The 18,060-nt window shown below is 67.8% G+C and carries 15 protein-coding genes and 1 tRNA gene; 10 read left to right on the top strand and 6 right to left on the bottom strand.

Features of this window, described 5'->3' with window-relative positions:
- From M0R80_25410 to M0R80_25395, 4 genes are all read right to left on the bottom strand, one after another.
- Nucleotides 1-913 (bottom strand): membrane dipeptidase (locus M0R80_25410; GenBank protein MCK9462974.1); only part of this gene is annotated, 913 nt, incomplete at its 3' end.
- Nucleotides 913-2,262, bottom strand: coding sequence for a PhoH family protein (locus M0R80_25405; protein ID MCK9462973.1), 1,350 nt, complete (start codon nt 2,260-2,262; stop codon nt 913-915). The genes M0R80_25410 and M0R80_25405, both read right to left, overlap by 1 nt.
- 67 nt (nt 2,263-2,329) lie before the next feature.
- Nucleotides 2,330-3,574 carry a hypothetical protein gene (locus tag M0R80_25400; protein MCK9462972.1) on the bottom strand — a complete coding sequence of 415 codons (1,245 nt, stop codon included), beginning with the start codon at nt 3,572-3,574 and terminating at the stop codon, nt 2,330-2,332.
- Between the two features lie 34 nt (nt 3,575-3,608).
- Nucleotides 3,609-4,559, bottom strand: a complete 951-nt coding sequence (locus M0R80_25395; GenBank protein MCK9462971.1) for an NAD-dependent epimerase/dehydratase family protein — start codon at nt 4,557-4,559, stop codon at nt 3,609-3,611.
- A 97-nt stretch (nt 4,560-4,656) separates the two neighbouring features.
- Between M0R80_25395 and M0R80_25390 the strand changes: the two genes are divergently transcribed.
- Nucleotides 4,657-4,821, top strand: a complete 165-nt coding sequence (locus M0R80_25390) for a type II toxin-antitoxin system HicB family antitoxin (GenBank protein ID MCK9462970.1) — start codon at nt 4,657-4,659, stop codon at nt 4,819-4,821.
- A gap of 312 nt (nt 4,822-5,133) precedes the next feature.
- A complete protein-coding gene (locus M0R80_25385; protein ID MCK9462969.1) occupies nt 5,134-5,838 on the top strand; it encodes a M50 family metallopeptidase in 705 nt (234 codons plus the stop codon).
- 6 nt (nt 5,839-5,844) lie between these two features.
- Here the strand turns inward: M0R80_25385 and M0R80_25380 are convergent, their stop codons facing one another.
- Entirely contained in the window at nt 5,845-7,083 is a 1,239-nt protein-coding gene (locus M0R80_25380; protein MCK9462968.1) for a hypothetical protein, read from the bottom strand.
- A gap of 193 nt (nt 7,084-7,276) precedes the next feature.
- Between M0R80_25380 and M0R80_25375 the strand changes: the two genes are divergently transcribed.
- From M0R80_25375 to metG, 5 genes are all read left to right on the top strand, one after another.
- Nucleotides 7,277-7,900 (top strand): hypothetical protein, encoded by a 624-nt coding sequence (locus M0R80_25375; protein ID MCK9462967.1) that lies wholly within the window; start codon nt 7,277-7,279, stop codon nt 7,898-7,900.
- 21 nt (nt 7,901-7,921) lie between these two features.
- Entirely contained in the window at nt 7,922-8,278 is a 357-nt protein-coding gene (locus M0R80_25370) for a hypothetical protein (GenBank protein ID MCK9462966.1), read from the top strand.
- 41 nt (nt 8,279-8,319) lie between these two features.
- Nucleotides 8,320-9,018 (top strand): aquaporin Z, encoded by a 699-nt coding sequence (gene aqpZ, locus M0R80_25365; GenBank protein ID MCK9462965.1) that lies wholly within the window; start codon nt 8,320-8,322, stop codon nt 9,016-9,018.
- A gap of 55 nt (nt 9,019-9,073) precedes the next feature.
- Nucleotides 9,074-9,147, top strand: a tRNA-Met gene (locus M0R80_25360).
- A gap of 66 nt (nt 9,148-9,213) precedes the next feature.
- Entirely contained in the window at nt 9,214-11,166 is a 1,953-nt protein-coding gene (gene metG, locus M0R80_25355; GenBank protein MCK9462964.1) for a methionine--tRNA ligase, read from the top strand.
- A 163-nt stretch (nt 11,167-11,329) separates the two neighbouring features.
- On the opposite strand, the gene M0R80_25350 is transcribed toward metG, so the two are convergent.
- Nucleotides 11,330-12,196 carry a zf-TFIIB domain-containing protein gene (locus M0R80_25350; GenBank protein MCK9462963.1) on the bottom strand — a complete coding sequence of 289 codons (867 nt, stop codon included), beginning with the start codon at nt 12,194-12,196 and terminating at the stop codon, nt 11,330-11,332.
- Between the two features lie 148 nt (nt 12,197-12,344).
- Here M0R80_25350 and asnS point away from each other — a divergent pair, with 148 nt between their 5' ends.
- From asnS to M0R80_25335, 3 genes are all read left to right on the top strand, one after another.
- Entirely contained in the window at nt 12,345-13,724 is a 1,380-nt protein-coding gene (gene asnS, locus M0R80_25345) for an asparagine--tRNA ligase (protein MCK9462962.1), read from the top strand.
- Between the two features lie 102 nt (nt 13,725-13,826).
- Entirely contained in the window at nt 13,827-16,652 is a 2,826-nt protein-coding gene (locus M0R80_25340) for a hypothetical protein (GenBank protein MCK9462961.1), read from the top strand.
- A 119-nt stretch (nt 16,653-16,771) separates the two neighbouring features.
- Complete coding sequence (locus M0R80_25335) at nt 16,772-17,452, top strand: hypothetical protein (protein MCK9462960.1); 681 nt, start codon at nt 16,772-16,774, stop codon at nt 17,450-17,452.
- The last annotated feature ends 608 nt before the right edge of the window (nt 17,453-18,060 follow it).

The following is an 18,060-nucleotide window of genomic DNA, read 5'->3' as shown; positions in this document are numbered from 1 at the left end:
ACTGCGGCGCGAGCGCCTTGCGGAGCGCCTCCGACGCCTTCCCGTTCTCCGCGTCGAGGAACCCGGCGACGAAGTCGATGCCGACCACGCCGCCGTTCTTCGCGAGCGCGCGGAGCATGTCGTCGGCGAGGTTGCGGTGGTGGTCCGCGACCGCGCGCGCCCCCGAGTGCGAGGCGATCACCGGCGCGGTCGTCGCCTCGAGCGCGTCGTAGAACGTCTCGTCCGACGCGTGCGAGACGTCGACGATCATGCCGAGGCGGTTCAGCTCGCGGACGAGCGCCCGGCCCCGCCCGTTGAGCCCGTGCCACCGCGGCTTGGCGCCCGATCCGTCCGCGAAGGAGGTGTTGTGCCACCACGTGAGCGTCACGTAGGCGACCCCCCGCTCGCGCAGGGCGGGCAGCGCCTTGGGATCGCCGTCGATCGCGTAGGCTCCCTCGAGGGCGAGGAACGCGGCGATCTTCCCGTCCTTCGCCGCCCGCTCGGCGTCGTCCGCGGTCGTGGCGCGCACGAACCCGCCGGCGCTCCGCTCGATCATCTCGTCGTACGCCGTGAACATCGCGTCGAGGCGCTGGCCGTACTTTCCCTTCCACTCGTCCGGATCGGCCCACAGGGCGAAGACCTGCGCGTCCACGCCGCCGTCGTGGAGCTTCTGCAGGTCGACGTGGCCCTCGGGATTGCGCACCGTGAGGTCGACGCCCTCGTCGACCGCCCGCATCAACGCGTCGCAGTGCGCGTCGAGCACGAGCGCCTCGGCGTGCGCGCGGCGGGCCCGGGCGGCCGGCTCCTCGGGGGCCGGCGGGGTCGGCTCGGCGTTCGTTGCGATCGTCGGTCGGGCCGCGGGCTCGGGCGGGGGGCTCGGGCTGCAGGCGATGCAGAGCGCCGTCGCGAGGGCGCGGGCGCGCAGGAGAGCCATCAGAGCAGCTGCGCCGCGCGCTCGGCGAGCTCCGAGCGCTCTCCCTTCGTGAGCGTCACGTGCCCCGCGATCGCCTCGTCGCGGAACTTGCCGACCACGTGGACGAGGCCGTTGTTGGTCGAGTCGAGGAACGGGTTGTCGATCTGGTACGGATCGCCGGTCAGCACGATCTTGGTGTCGTCGCCGGCGCGCGTGATGATCGTCTTCACCTCGTGCGGCGTCAGGTTCTGCGCCTCGTCGACGAGGATGAACTGGCGCGGGATCGAGCGGCCGCGGATGTAGGTCAGGGGCTCGATGTGGACGAGATCCATGTCGAAGATCTCCTCGCTCGAGCGGCCCTTGCGCTTCTCCGCCGGCGTCAAGCCGAGCAGCAGCTCGAGGTTGTCGTGCACGGGCTGCATCCACGGCCGGAGCTTGTCGTTGACGTCGCCTGGCAGGAAGCCGATGTCCCGGCCGAGCGGAAACACGGGCCGCGACACGAGCAGGCGCTGGAATTGCTGCTCCTCGACGGTCTTCTGCAGGCCGGCCGCGAGCGCGAGCAGCGTCTTGCCGGTCCCGGCGCGCCCGACGAGGGTCACGAGCCGGATGTTCTGGTCGAGCAGGAGCTCGAGCGCGAAGTGCTGCTCCTTGTTCCTCGGCCGGATCCCCCAGACGGTGGGACCTTGGCCCTTGACGAGCCGCATCGTCTTGCCGTCGGGCTGCACGCGCGCGATCGCCGATCCCTGGCCGCCGATGCCGGTGAGCACGAGGAAGGCGTTGGGCGGCGGCGCGGCCTCCGGATCGTCCTCGGTGGGTTGGACCATGGACGAGACCTCCGCCTCGCCGGCCTGGTACAGCCCGCGGATCGCCTCGTCCGGGACCGCGAGATCGACAACGCCGCTGTACAGCTCCGAGATGTCGGCGCTCTCGGTCGTGTAGTCCATCACCTGGAAGCCGAGCGCCGCGGCGCGGATGCGCAGGTTGATGTCCTTGCTGATGAAGATGAGCGGCGTTTCCGGATCGTCGTGCTGGACGCTCAACGCGGTCGCGAGGATCCGGTTGTCGGAGGTGTGCCCGTCGAGCGCGAACTCGGGCGGGAGCTCCTGCCGGGCGAACGCCACGCGCAGGCTTCCGCCGTTCGTCCCCTCCACGGGCACGCCGTCGGACAGCTTCTCGCCGCCCGAGCGCAGCCGGTCGAGGATCCTGGAGATCTGGCGCGCGTTCCGGCCGAGGTCGGACAGATCCTTCTTGAAGCGATCGATCTCCTCGACGACGTAGATCGGGATGATGATCTGGTTGTCCTCGAAGGCGAAGATCGCGTTCGGATCGTGGAGCAGCACGTTGGTGTCGAGCACGAAGTTCTTTCTCATCCGTCCTCCTCGAAGAAAAGCCTACGCGATCCCGCGCCCCGAGGCCAGTTGCGAGGCGATCGTCGCCTCACGAGAGGGTGAGCAGCCACCCGGCCGGGGTCGCCTCGATCGCGCGCCGCACCTCGGCGAGATCCTCCGCGAGCCCGGGCGCGTCGAAGCCGGCGTCGCTCGCCTTCTGCAGGATCAGCGCGGCCGAGACCTTCCTGCCCCGGCGCAGGAGCGCGCGGCCGAGGGGGGGCAGCACCCGCTCGTCGCCGATGCCGAGCGCCTGGGCCCTGCGGAGCAGGCCGATCGCTTCGCCGTACCGCTCCGCGGACATGAGGAGCACGCCGAGGCGGAGGAACAGCTCCGCCGACGGGTTCTCCTCGCGCACGAGCTGCAGCCCGAGCCGGTACAGCTCCTCGGACCACACGCGCCGGCCCTGGACCTCGAAGGCGCCGCCGAGCAGGAGGAGCCCTTCGCCGATGAGCAGGAGCTGCTGCGCCGTGAGCCGCCGGACCACCGGGGTCCGCTGCAGGGCGGCGAGCAGCCCGGGCCAGTTCTCGAGCACGCGGACGACGGCGGCGTGATCGCCCCGGTCCGAGGCGCGGCGCGCCGTTTCGACCGCGGTCAGATCGAGCTGGAACGGCTCGCCCTGCACGTCGTGGAGATCGCCCGCGACGAGCTGCCGGATCAGCGCCTCGAAGGCCGGCCACTCGAGGTAGCTCATCCCGACCGACGAGACGAAGCCGACGATCAGCCGCTGCGGCGTCTCCGGCGAGGCGACCAGCGTCTCGAGCTTGAGTTCGAACAGCGGCGCGACGAGCAGCGCCGTCGGGCCGATGATGCTCACCGCGTCGTCGTCCGCGAGGGGCAGCTCGACGATCGGCGGCTCGTGCCGCCTCTTGAGGAGCGCCTGGATCACGCGGAGCCGGAACTCCCCGAGCACGAGGGCCTGGGGCTCGCCGTCGCCGCTCTCGAACTCCACGGTCGTGTTCGCCGGGACGTGCGGATCGCGGCTCAGCGATCGGATCTGCAGCCCGAGGATCATCGCGTAGGCGAGGACGCGCGCGCCCATCAGGTCGGAGATCGCCTTGAACCCCTCGACCTGATCGCCGATCCGATCGAACCAGTCGTCCGCGCGGGTCGCCTTGAGATCGATCGCCGCGCCGAACCGCTCGAGGAGATCCAGGCACGCGGCGTGCACCTCGGACGAGGTGTCCACGAGCAGGAGGCGCACGATCTCCGGGACGACGAGCGCCGCGGGCTTGTCCTGCAGGGCGACGAGCGCGGACTCGCGCTGAGCCTCCGAGGGGGAGGCGAGCTTCGCCACGAGCTTTTCGACCGTCGAGCGGATGGGCGCCTCCTCAGTCCTTGCGGTACCACGCGATCGTCCGCGCCAGCCCCTCCTCCAGATCGACGCGCGGCTCGAAGCCGAGCACCTCGCGCGCCCGGCCGATGTCCGGGATCCGGAGTTCCACGTCCGCGTACGGCCACGGCGTGTGGACGATCTCGGAGGCGGAGCCGGTCATCCGCTTGACGAGGTGCGCGAGGTTGTGGACCGTGAGCGCGGTCCTGGGGTTGCCGATGTTGAAGGTCAGGCCGATCGCCTCCTCGCGGACCAGCGCGAGCAAAAGACCGTCCACCATGTCGTCGATGTAGCACCAGGCGCGGATCTGATCGCCGTCGTTGTGCACCACGAGCGGCTCGCCCCGGAGCGCGCGCACGATGAAGTGGTGGATCGCGCCCTCGCCGACCTGGCCGGGCCCGAAGATGTTGAACGGCCGTATCGTCAGCGCCCGGAGCCCCTTCGCGCGGTGGGTCACGTGGCACAGGTGCTCGGTGGCGAGCTTCGAGACCGCGTAGGTCCAGCGCGCCTCGCCCACGGCGCCGAGGGACGTGGCGTCGCCCTCCTTGACGCGGAACGCGTACGTGCCGAAGACCTCCGACGTCGAGAAGTCGACGAAGCGCTCGATCCCCGGGCAGTCGGCCGCGGCCTCGAGCGCGTTGAACGTGCCCTTGATCGCGACCTCCATCGTCTCGAGCGGGTTCTGCATCACCGTGTCGACGCCGGCGATCGACGCGAGGTGCACGACGTGGGTCGCTCCGCGCATCGCCTCGCGGACGGCGGCGGCGTCGCGCACGTCGCCTCGGACGAGCCGCACGTTCGGGTGGCGGTCGAGCCCGGCCGCCGCGAGCGCGTTCCTGTGCAGGGTGTCGAGGATGACGATCCGGTTGCTCCCCGCGAGCCGCTCCGTGAGCCGAGTGCCTATGAACCCGGCACCGCCGGTGATGAGCAGCTGAGCGTCTGAGAGCACCAGGCAATCTTGCGGGACCGCGTCGAAAAGGTCAACCGCGCCGCCCCGTTTCGCGTTACGCTGAGCGCGGCGATTTCCGCCGGGTCGGGAGGTGTCGATGAAGCGCAGGTACACGGTCATCCTCGAGAAGGAGGCGGACGGCGGCTACCACGTCTTCTGCCCCGCCCTGCCGGGCTGCCACAGCGAGGGAGACACCCTCGACGACGCGATGGACGCGACCCGCGAGGCGATCGAGGTGTACATCGATTCGCTCGTCGCGTGATCCCCATGCACCGCAAGGAGCTCAAGACCGGAACGCTCCGCGGCCTCGTCTCCGACATGAAGATATCAGTGGAACGCTACATCGAGCTTCTGGCTGGGAGGGGTTGAGAACAGTCGCGAGGTAAACGGTTGCCACCGAGAAGCAAACGGTTGCCACTCAGCAGCGATTTACCCAGCCCGCGCAATTCATGCGCGGGACGATCCGGCAGCAGAAGCGTCGCGCAAATCTCCAGCCCGCGCAGATCCTGCGCGGGTGCATCTCCGGGAGCCTGAGAACCTATCGCGCGCCCAAGGTTCGCGATACGCTGCGGCAGTGAACGCAACCGGCTTCAAGAGAAAGCTCGACTGGAAGACGATCGCCGTGCTGGTCGGCATCTTCGTCGTCGTCGCGCTCCTGTGGGACACCGTCGTCGTCTGGCCGCTGCGCGTGCTCGTCGTCTTCTTCCACGAGGCGAGCCACGGCCTCGCGGCGCTCGCCACCGGCGGATCGATTGACAGCCTGCGGATCCTGCCGGACGAGAGCGGGCTCGCGACGACCCGCGGCGGCTCGGCCGTCGCGATCTACTCGGCGGGCTACCTCGGCAGCCTCGCCTTCGGCGCGGTCATCCTGCTCGTCGCGGCGCGCACCCGGATCGACAGGATCGCGGCGGCCGCCCTCGGCGCGCTGCTCGCGGCGCTGACGATCCTGTACGTCCCGTTCTCGAACCCGTTCGGGTTCGCGTTCGGGCTCGTGATCGCAGCGGCGCTGATCGCGGTCGCGAAGTGGCTGCCCGAGGCGGTGAGCGACGGCGCGCTCAAGGTGATAGGCGTCACCTCGTGCGGCTACGCGGTGCTCGACATCTACAGCGACGTCATCGTGCGGCCCGAGCTCAGGTCCGACGCCGCGATGCTCGGCGAGGCGACCGGGGTGCCGACGGTCGTCTGGGGCGTTGCGTGGATCGCGACAGCTCTCGTCGGCGCGGGCGCGGCGCTCGTCTTCGCGGCGCGCGGCGGCGGGGAGGCCGACAGGAAGAAGTGAGGCCGGCTACTTGCCGGCGAGCGCGTCGTTGTTGGCGGCGAGGAAGTCCTTGCTCGCCTTCTCGTAGGCGAGGAACGTGGCCTTGAGCTTCGTCGCGAGGGAGCCCTCGAGCTCCATGCGGGCCGCCTCGGAGCACGCCCGGACCGACTCGATGGAGAGCTCGTCGATCACCGGCCCCTCGGGCTTCGGCGTGGCCTTGGCGGCCTCGATGCCCGTCTTCCTGTAGGCGGCGACCGTCGCCTTGAACGCCTCATCCGGGGTCGCCTTCTCGTCGAGGAGCAAAGGGAAGCAGTCGACGGCGACGCGCTTGTACCATGCGATCTTGTCGGCGGCGCAGGACTCGTCGACCTTGATCGAGAGCTCCGGCGCCTTCAGGTCTGCTATCGGGCGTTCGAGCAGGCAGCCGAGCATCTTGTAGTAGGCGAACGCCTCGCCGAGGTACTGCGGATCGTCCCAGGTCTGGGCGTTGAACCAGGCGTCGCTCCTCCGCGTGAGCTTCGTCTGCGCGTCCAGCGCCGCGTCGATCATGAGCAGCTGCCCGGAGAGATCCAGCGAGGCGTCCTTGATCGCCTTGTAGGCGTCGAGCACGGCCTTGTACTTGTCCGCGTACGCCGGCGGCGCCTTGACCGCCTCGTAGTCGGGCAATGCGGCGTCGAGGATCGGCACCGCCTCGGCCTTGAGCATCTTCGCGAACGGGACCCTCGTCTTCTCCTTCATGAAGTCCATCACGGTCCTGTTGAAGTCCGTGACGTCCTTGGCCGCGGAGACGGCGATCCCGGCCTTCTTCCAGAAGGCGACCTGGCCCTTGAGGTTGGCCGCCTTGTAGGCGTCGCGCGCGGTCTCGTGCTCCTTGATCTCCTTCTGGCTGCCCATCAGGAGGTAGACGCCGATCCCGGCGATGGCGAGCACGATCACGATCCCCACGATCAGCTTGATCGCGCCGCTCTTGTTGGACTCCTTGAGGGAGGGATCCGGCGGGCTGAGATCGTCCGGGACGTAGTCCGGCACGCCGGTGCGCCCGCGGTAGGCCTCGTAGCCTTCCGGGTAGCCGTCCGGATACTCCTCCGAGGTGCCTTCCGGATATCCCTCGGGATATCCCTCCGCGCCCTCGACGCCCTCCGCGCCCTCCGGGATGGCTTGGGGATCGCCCTGGGCCTCGGCGCCTTCCTGCTGCGAGTAGTCCTGGTACTCGTCGGCGCCCTGCGGGATCTCCTGTCCCTCACCGTCCTTCTTCTCTTCACTCATGCAAACCCCCTTGCTCGGTGGAGGGGCACGGCGTCCAGTGGCTCGCGCTCCCTTGCTTCCTTGGATGCCGGTGGAGCTTAACAAACATTTTTTTCCATTTCCACACCGCAACCACGCGGATTGACAGTTCCTCGAGAAGGGGGAACATGGTCGAAGAATATACGGTCCGAGGAATTTTCAAAGGAGGTACGGTATGTGGAGAGCAGTGTGCCCGCTTCTCATCGTGTTCCTGGCGGCGTCGCCGGCAGGGGCGGCCAAGACGGACATCGTGGTGAAGGACACCCTGAAGCTGACCGTCTTGAAGGCCACGGCGGAGCTCCCCCAGGAGGTCGAAGGCGCCGTGAGGGCCGGCGCGACCGAGGAGGAGATCGGGAAATCCCTCCGGAAGATGAAGGAAGACAAGGCGGAGCCCGAGGCGGCCGTGGAGGTCGCGAGGCACTTCAGGAAGCAGGCGCAGGAGCGCACGAGGGATCACGGGCTCTCGGACGTGGTCCACGCGTGCCTCGCGCAGGGCAAGAGGGGCACGGAGCTCGTGGCGTGCGTGCACGAGGACTGGGAGAAGAAGCCCAAGGTGAGGAAGGGCGGCGAGGGCAAGCCCGACGAGGCCGGGAAGCCGGACGACAAGGGCAAGCCCGACGAGGCCGGGAAGCCGGACGACAAGGGCAAGCCCGACGAGGCCGGGAAGCCGGACGACAAGGGCAAGCCCGACGAGGCCGGGAAGCCGGACGACAAGGGCAAGATCGAGGACAAGGGTCAGCCCGAGGGCAAGGGACAGCCCGGGGGCAAGGGCAAGCAGGAAGGCAAGGGCGGCCACTGAGCCGATGACAGGAGAATGAACATGAAAACCGTCATGTGCGTTTCGATGACCGCGTTGTTCCTCGTTCTGGTCGCCGGTTGCAGCGAGCCGGCGCCGCCGCCGGCCGAGCCCGACAAGCCGGCGCCGATGCTGGCCCCGGTCGCCGAGATCCCGAAGGCGCCGGCGCCGGCGGTCCCGCAGGCGGAGATCGAGAAGGCGGTCGGCCTCTACAAGGTGCTGAACGACGCGGCCCTCTCCGACGAGCAGAAGCAGGAGCAGGCCGCGGCCCAGCTCCAGGCGAACGGCTGGACCGAGGAGGCGTACCAGGCGCTGCTCTACGACATCGCGCAGGATCAGCCGTCGCGCGCCGCCTACGTCGAGATGACCGGCGCGAAGTAGTCGCCGTTTCGAACCGACCGAACCGAAAGGGGAGTGACGTCATGTCATTGATGAAGAGGTCGTTCGCCGAGCTCATCGGGACGTTCTGGCTCGTGTTCGGCGGTTGCGGCGCCGCGATGCTGGCCTGCGGTATCCCGGACGTCGGGATCGGCTACGTGGGCGTCGCCCTCGCGTTCGGGCTCACGGTGCTGACCATGGCGTTCGCCATCGGCCACATCTCCGGCTGCCACCTGAACCCGGCCGTGTCGCTCGGCCTGGTCGTCGGCGGCCGGTTTCCGGCCAAGGAGCTGCCGGCCTACGTGATCGCGCAGCTCGTGGGCGCGACGATCGGCGCCGCGGTCCTTTACGCGATCGTGTCGGGCCAGGCCGACTTCAAGGACATCGGGGGCTTCGCGGCGAACGGCTACGGCGAGCACTCGCCGAGCGGGTACTCCATGGTCGCGGCGCTCATCGCCGAGGCCGTGCTGACTTACATCTTCCTGATCGTCATCCTCGGCTCGACCGATCCGCGCGCGCCGGCCGGTCTGGCGCCTGTCGCGATCGGCCTCTGCCTGACGCTCATCCACCTCATCAGCATCCCGGTGACGAACACCTCCGTGAACCCTGCGCGGTCCACGAGCCAGGCGATCTTCGTCGGCGGCTGGGCGCTCCAGCAGCTCTGGCTGTTCTGGGTGGCGCCGCTCGTCGGCGCGGCGCTGGCCGGCGCGACGTACCACGTGTTCAAAGCCAAGAAGGCGTGACGCCCCTCCCGACTTGACCCCAAGCGGGTTTTCCCTTAGACAATTTGGCGCCCGTGGCAGGGTAGCTCAGCTGGCTAGAGCGGTGGATTCATAACCCACAGGTCGAGAGTTCAAGTCTCTCCCCCGCCACCCAAAACGAGGATCTCACGCAAAGGCGGCCTTTTCGTGCCGCCTTTTCCGTTTCGGAGGGACGCCATGGGTCGAACGGTCTACTTCACGACGCCCATCTACTACGTCAACGCGGAGCCGCACATCGGCCACCTGTACACGACGGTGCTCGCGGACACGCTCAAGCGGTTCCACAAGATGATGGGCGACGACGTCTACTTCCTCACCGGCACGGACGAGCACGGCGAGAAGATCCAGCAGGTCGCCGACAAGCAGGGGATCACGGCCCAGGCGCTCGTCGACCGCGTGTCGCAGAAGTTCCAGGACACCTGGGCCGCACTCGGGATCGACAACGACGACTTCATCCGCACCACGGAGCCGCGCCACGAGCGGTTCGTCCGGGAGATCCTGCGGCAGGTGCACGCGTCGGGCGACATCTACTTCGCCGAGTACACCGGCCTCTATTGCGTCGGGTGCGAGCGGCACATGAACCTGTCGGAGCTCGTGGACGGGATGTGCCCGGATCACAAGACGAAGCCCGCGGAGGTGAAGGAGTCCAACTACTTCTTCCGCATGGGCAAGTACCAGGATCGGCTCCGCGCCGCGATCGAGGCGGACGAGATCCGGATCCGACCGGAGCGGTACAAGAACGAGGTGCTCTCGTTCCTCGGGCAGAAGCTCGAGGATCTGTGCATCTCGCGGCCGAAGACGCGGCTCTCGTGGGGCATCGACCTGCCGTTCGACGACAAGTTCGTGACGTACGTGTGGTACGACGCGCTGCTCAACTACCCGTCCGCGCTCGCGGCGTCGCCGCAGGGCGACCTCCGCGCCCGGTACTGGCCGGTGTGCAACCACCTCATCGCCAAGGACATCCTGAAGACGCACGCGATCTACTGGCCGACCATGCTCATGTCCGCCGGAATAGAGCTCCCGAAGCGGCTCGACGTGCACGGGTACTGGCTCTCGGGCGAGTCGAAGATGTCCAAGTCGCTCGGCAACGTCGTGCGGCCGCTCGAGTTCGACGAGCGGTTCCAGGAGCACGGCGGCATCGAGGCGCTGCGCTACTTCTTCTTCCGCGAGATGAAGTTCGGCACCGACTCGAGCTTCACGTACGAGCTGTTCGTCGAAAGGTACAACGCGGAGCTCGCGAACGGGCTCGGCAACCTCCTGTCGCGCACGGCGTCGATGGTGGGCAAGTACCTGGGCGGAGCGCTCCCCGAGCTCCCGGCGGCCGCCGCGGCGACCGAGCCGGCGGGCCGTACCCGGGCCGCGGTCGAGAGGTACGCGGAGCTGTTCGAAGCGCGCGCCTTCCACACGGCGATCGAGGACGTGCGGGCGGCGATCGGGGCCGCGGACGTCTTCATCACGCAGAAGGAGCCCTGGAAGCTCGCCAAGCAGCCGGACAAGCGCGCCGAGCTCGAGCTCGTGCTGTACACGGCGCTCGAGGTCGTGCGGATCGCCGCCGTGCTCCTCTCGCCCGTCATGCCGCGCAAGTGCCGCGAGATCCTCGACTACCTCGGCGAGGCGCGGCCGCTCGACGGGTCGGCGCCGTTCGCCGAGCTCGCCGCGTTCGGCGGCTTGAAGCCGGGGTACGTGCTCTCGGGCGAGGTGCCGAAGTTTCCGAGGATCGACCTGGCCGCTCTGGACGTGGCCGCCTCCGCCAAGGCTACGGCGAGCTTGACGACGCTCGAGCAGCCGATCGGGCCGGAGATCACGATCGACGAGTTCGCGAAGGCGGATCTGCGCGTCGGCGTGATCCGCGAAGGCGGCCTCGTCGAGGGTGCGGACAAGCTCGTGCGCCTGATGATCGACCTCGGCGAAGGAAGGCTGCGGCAGATCTTCGCCGGGATCCGCGCCGCGTACCCGGACCCCGCGAAGCTCGTCGGGCGGAAGGTGATCGTCGTCGCGAACCTCAAGCCGCGGCAGATGAAGTTCGGCCTCTCCGAGGGGATGGTGCTCGCCGCGAGCGGCGGCGGCAAGAAGCGCCTCTGCGCCGCGACGTTCGACGCCGCCCTCGAGCCGGGCGACAAGGTCACCTGATCTGCGTTTAAGGTGCCAATTTGGTACCTTAAAGATAATTCAACCAGAGCGTGGGCTCGGCGAAGTGGATCTTGAGGTCGCAAAATGCGACTTCAAGTTGGATGGCAAGGTGCAAGAACCGGTTTGATATCACCGCCTGTGATCTCAAAGACCGATAATTGTCTCAGCCGAACAGGCCGCGCAGGATGCGCGCGATCGCCCAGCCGCCCCAGAAGCCGGCGTCGAACTCGTAACCGGACACCCGGGAGGGCGCCGCTGCCGCCGCGATCTGCGCGGAGGAGAGCCGCTCCCGCTCGGCGCGCAGCTCCTCCACCTCCCGCTTGCGCAGCTTCTCGAGCCCGCCCGTGGCGACCCATCGCGCGATCTTCTCGAGCTCGCCCGGGTCGAGCCAGTGCCCGTGCGCCTTGCAGGTGTCGATGATCACGCCGGACAGACGGCCGTAGTTCACGCGGTTCATCCTCGTCTCGCACAGAGGGCACTTGAGGTACGCGACATCCTCGATCACGAGAGAGGCGCGCTCGGGTGCTTGGCGCGTCACCGTGGCGATCTCGCCCTTGTCCTTCTGCTCCTCGATGAGCGACTCGAGCTCGGACGATGCGACGAACAGGCCGCAGCACATCGGGCACTCGAGCGGCTTGTAACCCAGGACGTCCCTTCGGCGCAGGAGCGCGCGGCACCTCGGGCACTCGGCCTCCGTCGGCTCCGGCGCCTCGACCGCCTCGACGATCGGCGCGCCGCAGTCGGAGCAGTACGCGGCGCCCTCCTTGTTCATCGACAGGCAGGCGCAACAGTAGGTGGTCATCCGCGCGTCGGTCAGGTCGACGAGGGCGTTGCAGTACGGGCAGTCGGGCCGGCCCGGGGCGAGGTTGCCGCCGCACGCCGAGCAGTGGATCGTGCGCGCGATCTTCGGTGGCGGGGCGGCGTCCGGCGCGATGAGCACCTGCCCGCAGCGGCACCGGCACCGTTGGCCGGGGCGGTACGACGTCAGGTCGTAGGCGAGGCCGCAGCCCGGGCACGTGGTGTCGCTCATGAAAGGAAGATATCGCGGCGCGGTGGACATGGGAAGCCCTCACCCCGGCCCTCTCCCGGCGGGAGAGGGTGATGCGGAAGAGGAAGGCGTCATGGGGGGTGAGGGCGGGTTTGACCGGCCCGCCCGTTTGCTCTACTAAGTTTTGGTTATGACCGAGACGATCAAGCAGATCCTGGGTTCCGAGGCGCCGCGCGCGGGCGTCGTCGTCGAGGGGTGGGTGCGCACGGCGCGCCAGAGCAAGGGCGTCGCCTTCCTCGAGCTGAACGACGGATCCTCGATGGGCAACCTCCAGGCGGTCGTCGTAGAGGGAACGGCGGACTTCGGGATCGCGTCCGGGATCGGCCTCGGCGCCGCGGTGCGGATCGAGGGCGAGCTCGTCGCGTCCCCGGCCAAGGGCCAGCGCGTGGAGCTCCAGGCCGAGCGCGTCACGCTGGTGGGCGACTGCGCGCCCGACTACCCGCTGCAGAAGAAGCGCCACTCGTTCGAGTTCCTGCGGACGATCGCGCACCTGCGGCCACGGGCGCGGACCTTCGGCGCCGTGTTCCGCGTGCGGCACGCGCTCCAGATGGCCATCCACAGCTTCTTCGACGCGCGCGGCTTCATCCAGGTGCACGCGCCGATCATCACCACCTCGGACGCCGAGGGCGCGGGCCAGATGTTCCGCGTCACCTGCCTCGATCCCAAGTCGCCGCCGCTCCTCGACGGCGCGGTCGACTTCTCGCAGGACTTCTTCGGCAAGCCGGCGGCGCTGACGGTGAGCGGGCAGCTCGAGGCCGAGGTGTTCGCGCTCGCGTTCCGTAACGTCTACACGTTCGGCCCGACGTTCCGCGCCGAGAACTCCAACACCTCGCGCCACGCGGCCGAGTTCTGGATGATCGAGCCGGAGATGGCGTTCTGCGATCTGCGCGGGGACATGGCGCTCGCCGAGGAGTTCATCCGCTCGATCGTGCGCGCCGTGCTCGAGAGGTGCCCGGAGGAGGTCGACTTCTTCGACGAGCTCATCGAGAAGGGGCTGCGCGCGAGGCTCGAGGCGCTCGTGGCGGCGTCGTTCGAGGCGATGACGTACACCGAGGCGGTCGGCCGGCTCGAGAAGGCGGACCGGAAGTTCGAATTCCCGGTGCACTGGGGCGCGGATCTGCAGTCCGAGCACGAGCGGTACCTGACCGAGGAGGTCGTGGGCAGGCCGCTGTTCCTGATCGACTACCCCAAGGAGATCAAGGCATTCTACATGCGCGCGAACGACGACGGGAAGACCGTCGCGGCGATGGATCTCCTCGTGCCGCACGTGGGCGAGATCATCGGCGGCTCGCAGCGAGAGGAGCGGCTCGCCGCGCTCGAGGCGCAGATCGCGCGGTTCGGCCTCGAGAAGGAAGACTACTGGTGGTACCTCGATCTGCGCCGGTACGGCGGCGTGCCGCACGCCGGGTTCGGGCTCGGCTTCGAGCGCGCGCTCATGTACGTCACCGGCATGCAGAACATCCGCGACGTGATCCCGTTCGCCCGCACGCCGGGCTCCGCGGAGTTTTGAACGGGGCTCCCTTGCGGGCCTCGGCCCCCAGCCTTAGGTTCTCTTCGTACCTCGCACATTCCGATTTCCGGCTTTTCTGGAAGAACGCGATGAGCCCGGTTGATGTCGACTGCACGCCGCACACCCTTGATCTCGGCCCTGCTCTGCGCAGGGCTGCTGGTCCAGAACGGCGCCTTGGCCGCGGACGAGATCGGCCCGGCGCAGAAGGTCGTCATCGACGCGTCGCTTTCGGAAGACGGCGAGACGCTCGACGGCGTCATTTCGATCCGAATCGTCAATGACACGGGTGCGGCGATCGACACCATCCCCCTGTGGCTCTATCCGAACAGGTTCGAGGAGGTGTCCGACGCGCTCGACGACCGGTTGGTCCGCTGGATCTACCCTGCCGGAGAGAGCCGAGGCGGCCTCGAGATCAGCGGGCCGAAGTGGAACGGCGTCGATCTTCCGGCCGGCAGCGTCCTGAAGGAGGGCTTGCCCGGCTCCGGGATTCAATCGAACAGAGTGATAGCCGAGGTGCGCCTCGGCACGACGCTCGCCGCCGGCGCGGCCGGGGTGCTCGATCTGCGCTTCCGCCTGACCGTGCCGAAGCGCAGGGGCAGGTTCGGCAGATCGAGAGGCGTCGTCTCACTCGGCGGGGGCTGGTTCCCGAGGCCGATGGCGGACCTGACCGGGCGGGACACCTCGCTTCCTTCGGACGTGATGGAGGCCGACGTCCGGGTCGCCCTTCCCAAAGGCATGGGCGCCGTGCTTCACGACGTCGTTTTTCCATGGGAAGCGAACGCGAGGACCATCGAGGCCAAGGGCTTGAAGACCGAAGAGCTCGTGCTCGTGGCGATGGACAGGATGGAGGTGGACGAGAAGAGCTTCGCCTGGGGCAAGGTGGTCCACGTGCACAGGGCGCTCAACAAGAAGGCGCTCGGCTGGAAGGAGACCCGGGGCGACCAGGGGGCCCTGCCGAGCGGCTTGAAGGACGAGGGGACCTTCAGCGTCTCGGGCCGGGTGTTCGAGGTCGTGGGAAACACCGAGGCTATGATCCGCGAGGTCGCGCCCGGGTGCGAGCTCGCCGACCGCGTGGTGCTCGTCAGCATCCCCGCATGGGACCACCTGGTTCAGCTCGGTCCCGGTCCGGTGCTGGTTTCCGACCGCATCTGGCAGCTCGTTCCCGTCGATGCGGCGCTCTGGTTCCACGACCTGGCCCTGGCGCGCGCCGCGGCCGCCGCGCTCACCTGGCCGAGCTTGGACGCCAAAGAGGCTCCGTCGGATCGCTACGTCGTGGCCGACCTGATCGGCTCCCATTTCGCGGAGCGCTACACGAGGGAGATTCACAAGGGATCGCGCACCGTCAAGGACCTCGTGGGCTTTGCCAGCTTCGTGCCCACGGTCGACAACCTGCTCTATGCGCCGCAGGTCCCTTTTCTCGATGTCTACTACCAGTCGATCGAGGAGCCCGATCCTCTGCGCGACGAGCCGTGGCGATCCACGAACCGCCTGCCGAGAGGCAAGCGGATCCTGGGCAAGCTGAAGGATCTGCTCGGGCCCGCGGCGACGGACGAGATCGTGAGAGAGCTTCTGGGGAGCGACAGGCCTTTCAGGACGGTGGTGAGAAGGCCGCTCGGCCGCGGTGCGAACCGGTTCTTCGAACAATGGTACGGCGACTATCCGAGGATGAACTACCGGCTCGGCTCCGTCGAGGACGAGAAGGCCGAGGGCGGCAGGGTTCTGCACAGGGTCGAGGTGATTCGGGACGGGGATTCCGTCATCGAGCCCGTGAAGGTGGAGCTCGAGGACGAGAGCGGCGCCCGCCACGTGGCGACCTGGAAAGGCCGAGGCGGATCCGGATTCGTGGAATGGACATCGAACGCCCCTTTGGACAACGTCGTGATCGACCCCAAGGGAAGGCTCGTGGAGGCGCCGGAGCTGTCGGACGAGCACCCGCTCGCCGACAACTTCCACCGTCTCCCCCTGAGACCGCCGATACTGGTTCGAGCGGGGGTTTCCGGTGACCTGAGGGCCGGCGATCCCTACGTCAACATGGGGCTTCTGTTTCGGAGAAAGTACGACCTCACCAATGCGGTCGCGGCGAACGGCGCCTTCACGCCCAGGAGCTGGGGCGGCGAGGTCCTCTACTACCGATCGTTCGGCCCGAAGCGGACCCTGAATGCGAGGAGATGGTTCTACGGCCCGGCTCTCGGAGTCTCGCGGTACAGGGAGGTCGAAGACGCGGGCCCGGAGATCCCCGAGGAGACCAGGTTCGCGGCCACGGTCGGCTCCGTGAGCTTCTCGCTGTTCCGCGACGACCGCGTGTACGTCTACGATCCGCTGCACGGCTATTCGCTCTGGATCACGGGCGTCTACACGCTCGGCGCCGACGCGAGCGGCAACGCGGTCCAGGTGGGCCGGCTGCACGCCAACTACACCGGTGTCTTCTCCCCGGCGATCCGCCATACCTTCGCGTTGTCCGCGGGCGCGATGCTGCTCGCGGGACAGCCCGCGGCGGCACAGCTCCAGGCCCTGTCCGTTCGCGAGATCCTGAAGGGTTTCGACGTCGCCGAAACCTATGGGAGAATCGGCTTCTACGCCGTCGTCGAGTACCGCCACACCATCCTCGACGCGGGCTACGTCAAGGCGCCGCTCTTCTCGTGGCTCGACCGGTTCCAGGGGGTCTTGTTCGTCGGAGGAGGGACCATTTCCCGGGCCGACGGGTACGACGGGCTCTTCCGGGGTGATCGAGTGTTCACGGAGGTCGGCTACGGGCTGCGCGCCCACGTCCTCGCGCTCGGAGTCCAGCAGCAGGTGTTCGCGTTCGATTTCGCCTTTCCCATCACTCCTCTTGAACGCGAGAGGCAAGTGGAGCAGGCCGACGGGACGATCGCGAAGAAGAGCCGGGAGCCTTTCAAGCTGGTCTTCGGAGTCATGCAGACTTTTTGACGAAGGGGCTTTGGGGCCGTCTCCGCGATTGCCGCCGTCGCTGATTGAACCCACCCGCTGGGCTGTGGTACATTCCCCGGCGATTCGCGGCAGTTTGCGCAACCAAAGGAGCTGACCCCATGAAGCGGATGTCTGCGTGCGTTGCGGTGGTCCTGGTCGCCCTCCTGGCCTTCCCCGCGTGCGAGAAGCAGGCGAAGGGCCCGAAGGTGGACGTCGAGAAGATCGAGACGTACAAGGCGAACCTCCCGCCGGTGCCGAAGATCCCGGTGCCCAACGTGCCTTTGACGTACGGCGACAGCTCGTACTCGGTGTTCGGCGCGCGCAAGTCCCGGGAGAAGGCGTTCGACACGACGATCACGGTCACGGGGTACCTCGCGAAGATGTACGAGAAACCCGTGTGCGCCGAGGGTGCGCCGTGCCGCGTCGAGATGCCGCACATCTACCTCGCGGACGATCCCAAGGAGACGCTCGACAAGCGGCTCATGCCGGTCGTGGGCTTCGCCCAGAGCTTCAAGGAGATGGAGGACGCCCGGGCGATCGCCGCGGATCCGAGCAAGGTGACGGAGCTCGGCGAGTTCCTCGTCCCGATCGTCTGGGACTGGAAGGTCGGCCACAAGTACAAGATCACGGGCCGCTTCGCGCAGCAGTCGGCGGTCGGCTTCATGGATCCCGACGGCGTGCTCGACTACCAGGGCCACGAGTGCCTCGACTGCCCGCCGCCGGCGACCCCGGAGGAGCTGAAGGCGATCATCGAGGCCGAGAACAAGGCCAAGGAAGGCGCCGGCAAGAAGGCCCCGTAGGCGAGACCGCAGTTTTCCCACACCCACCTTCGCGCTTCGGCGCGGTTCATCATCTCCAAGTCGAAGGTCTACGATCGCGCCGGAGCCCCAATACCCCAATACTGCCAATACTGCCAATACCCAATACCCCAATACCCCCAATACCCCAATACTGCCGTAGAGATACCCCAATACTGCCAATACCCCAATACTGCCCAATACTGCCGTAGAGATACCAGTACTCTCCCCGAACGTATCGGGAAGTGGTCGGTAAGTTCCAGGCGGACGGTCGTGACGGCGAGCGACTAAACGTCGCGGTTGGCAGCTCTACGAACGACGAACGCGTGTCGAGCCTGGTTTCGATAGGGTCGGGCGAGTCGGCTCTGCACGAGGAAGGTGTTCGAACGGATCGGTGCGTCGTCTCGAGCGGGAACAGCGCGAGCTCTAGTGCGATTCCGAGTCCTCCGAGACGAGGTAGGAGGTTCGCTTCGACTTCAGCGAAGGAGAGTCAGGAGGAGTCGGGTATCGGAATCGGCCGCGTGAGCGGCGGTCGGAACGTGCCGGGCGGGAACTCGACGTCGAAGATGCCCTGACGAAACGCGATGCTCGCGGGCACGTAGGCCTTCATC

It is taken from the genome of Pseudomonadota bacterium (genome assembly GCA_023229365.1).
Classification (GTDB): domain Bacteria; phylum Myxococcota_A; class Polyangia; order JAAYKL01; family JAAYKL01; genus JALNZK01.
This window is presented reverse-complemented; position numbering and strand designations above follow the sequence as displayed.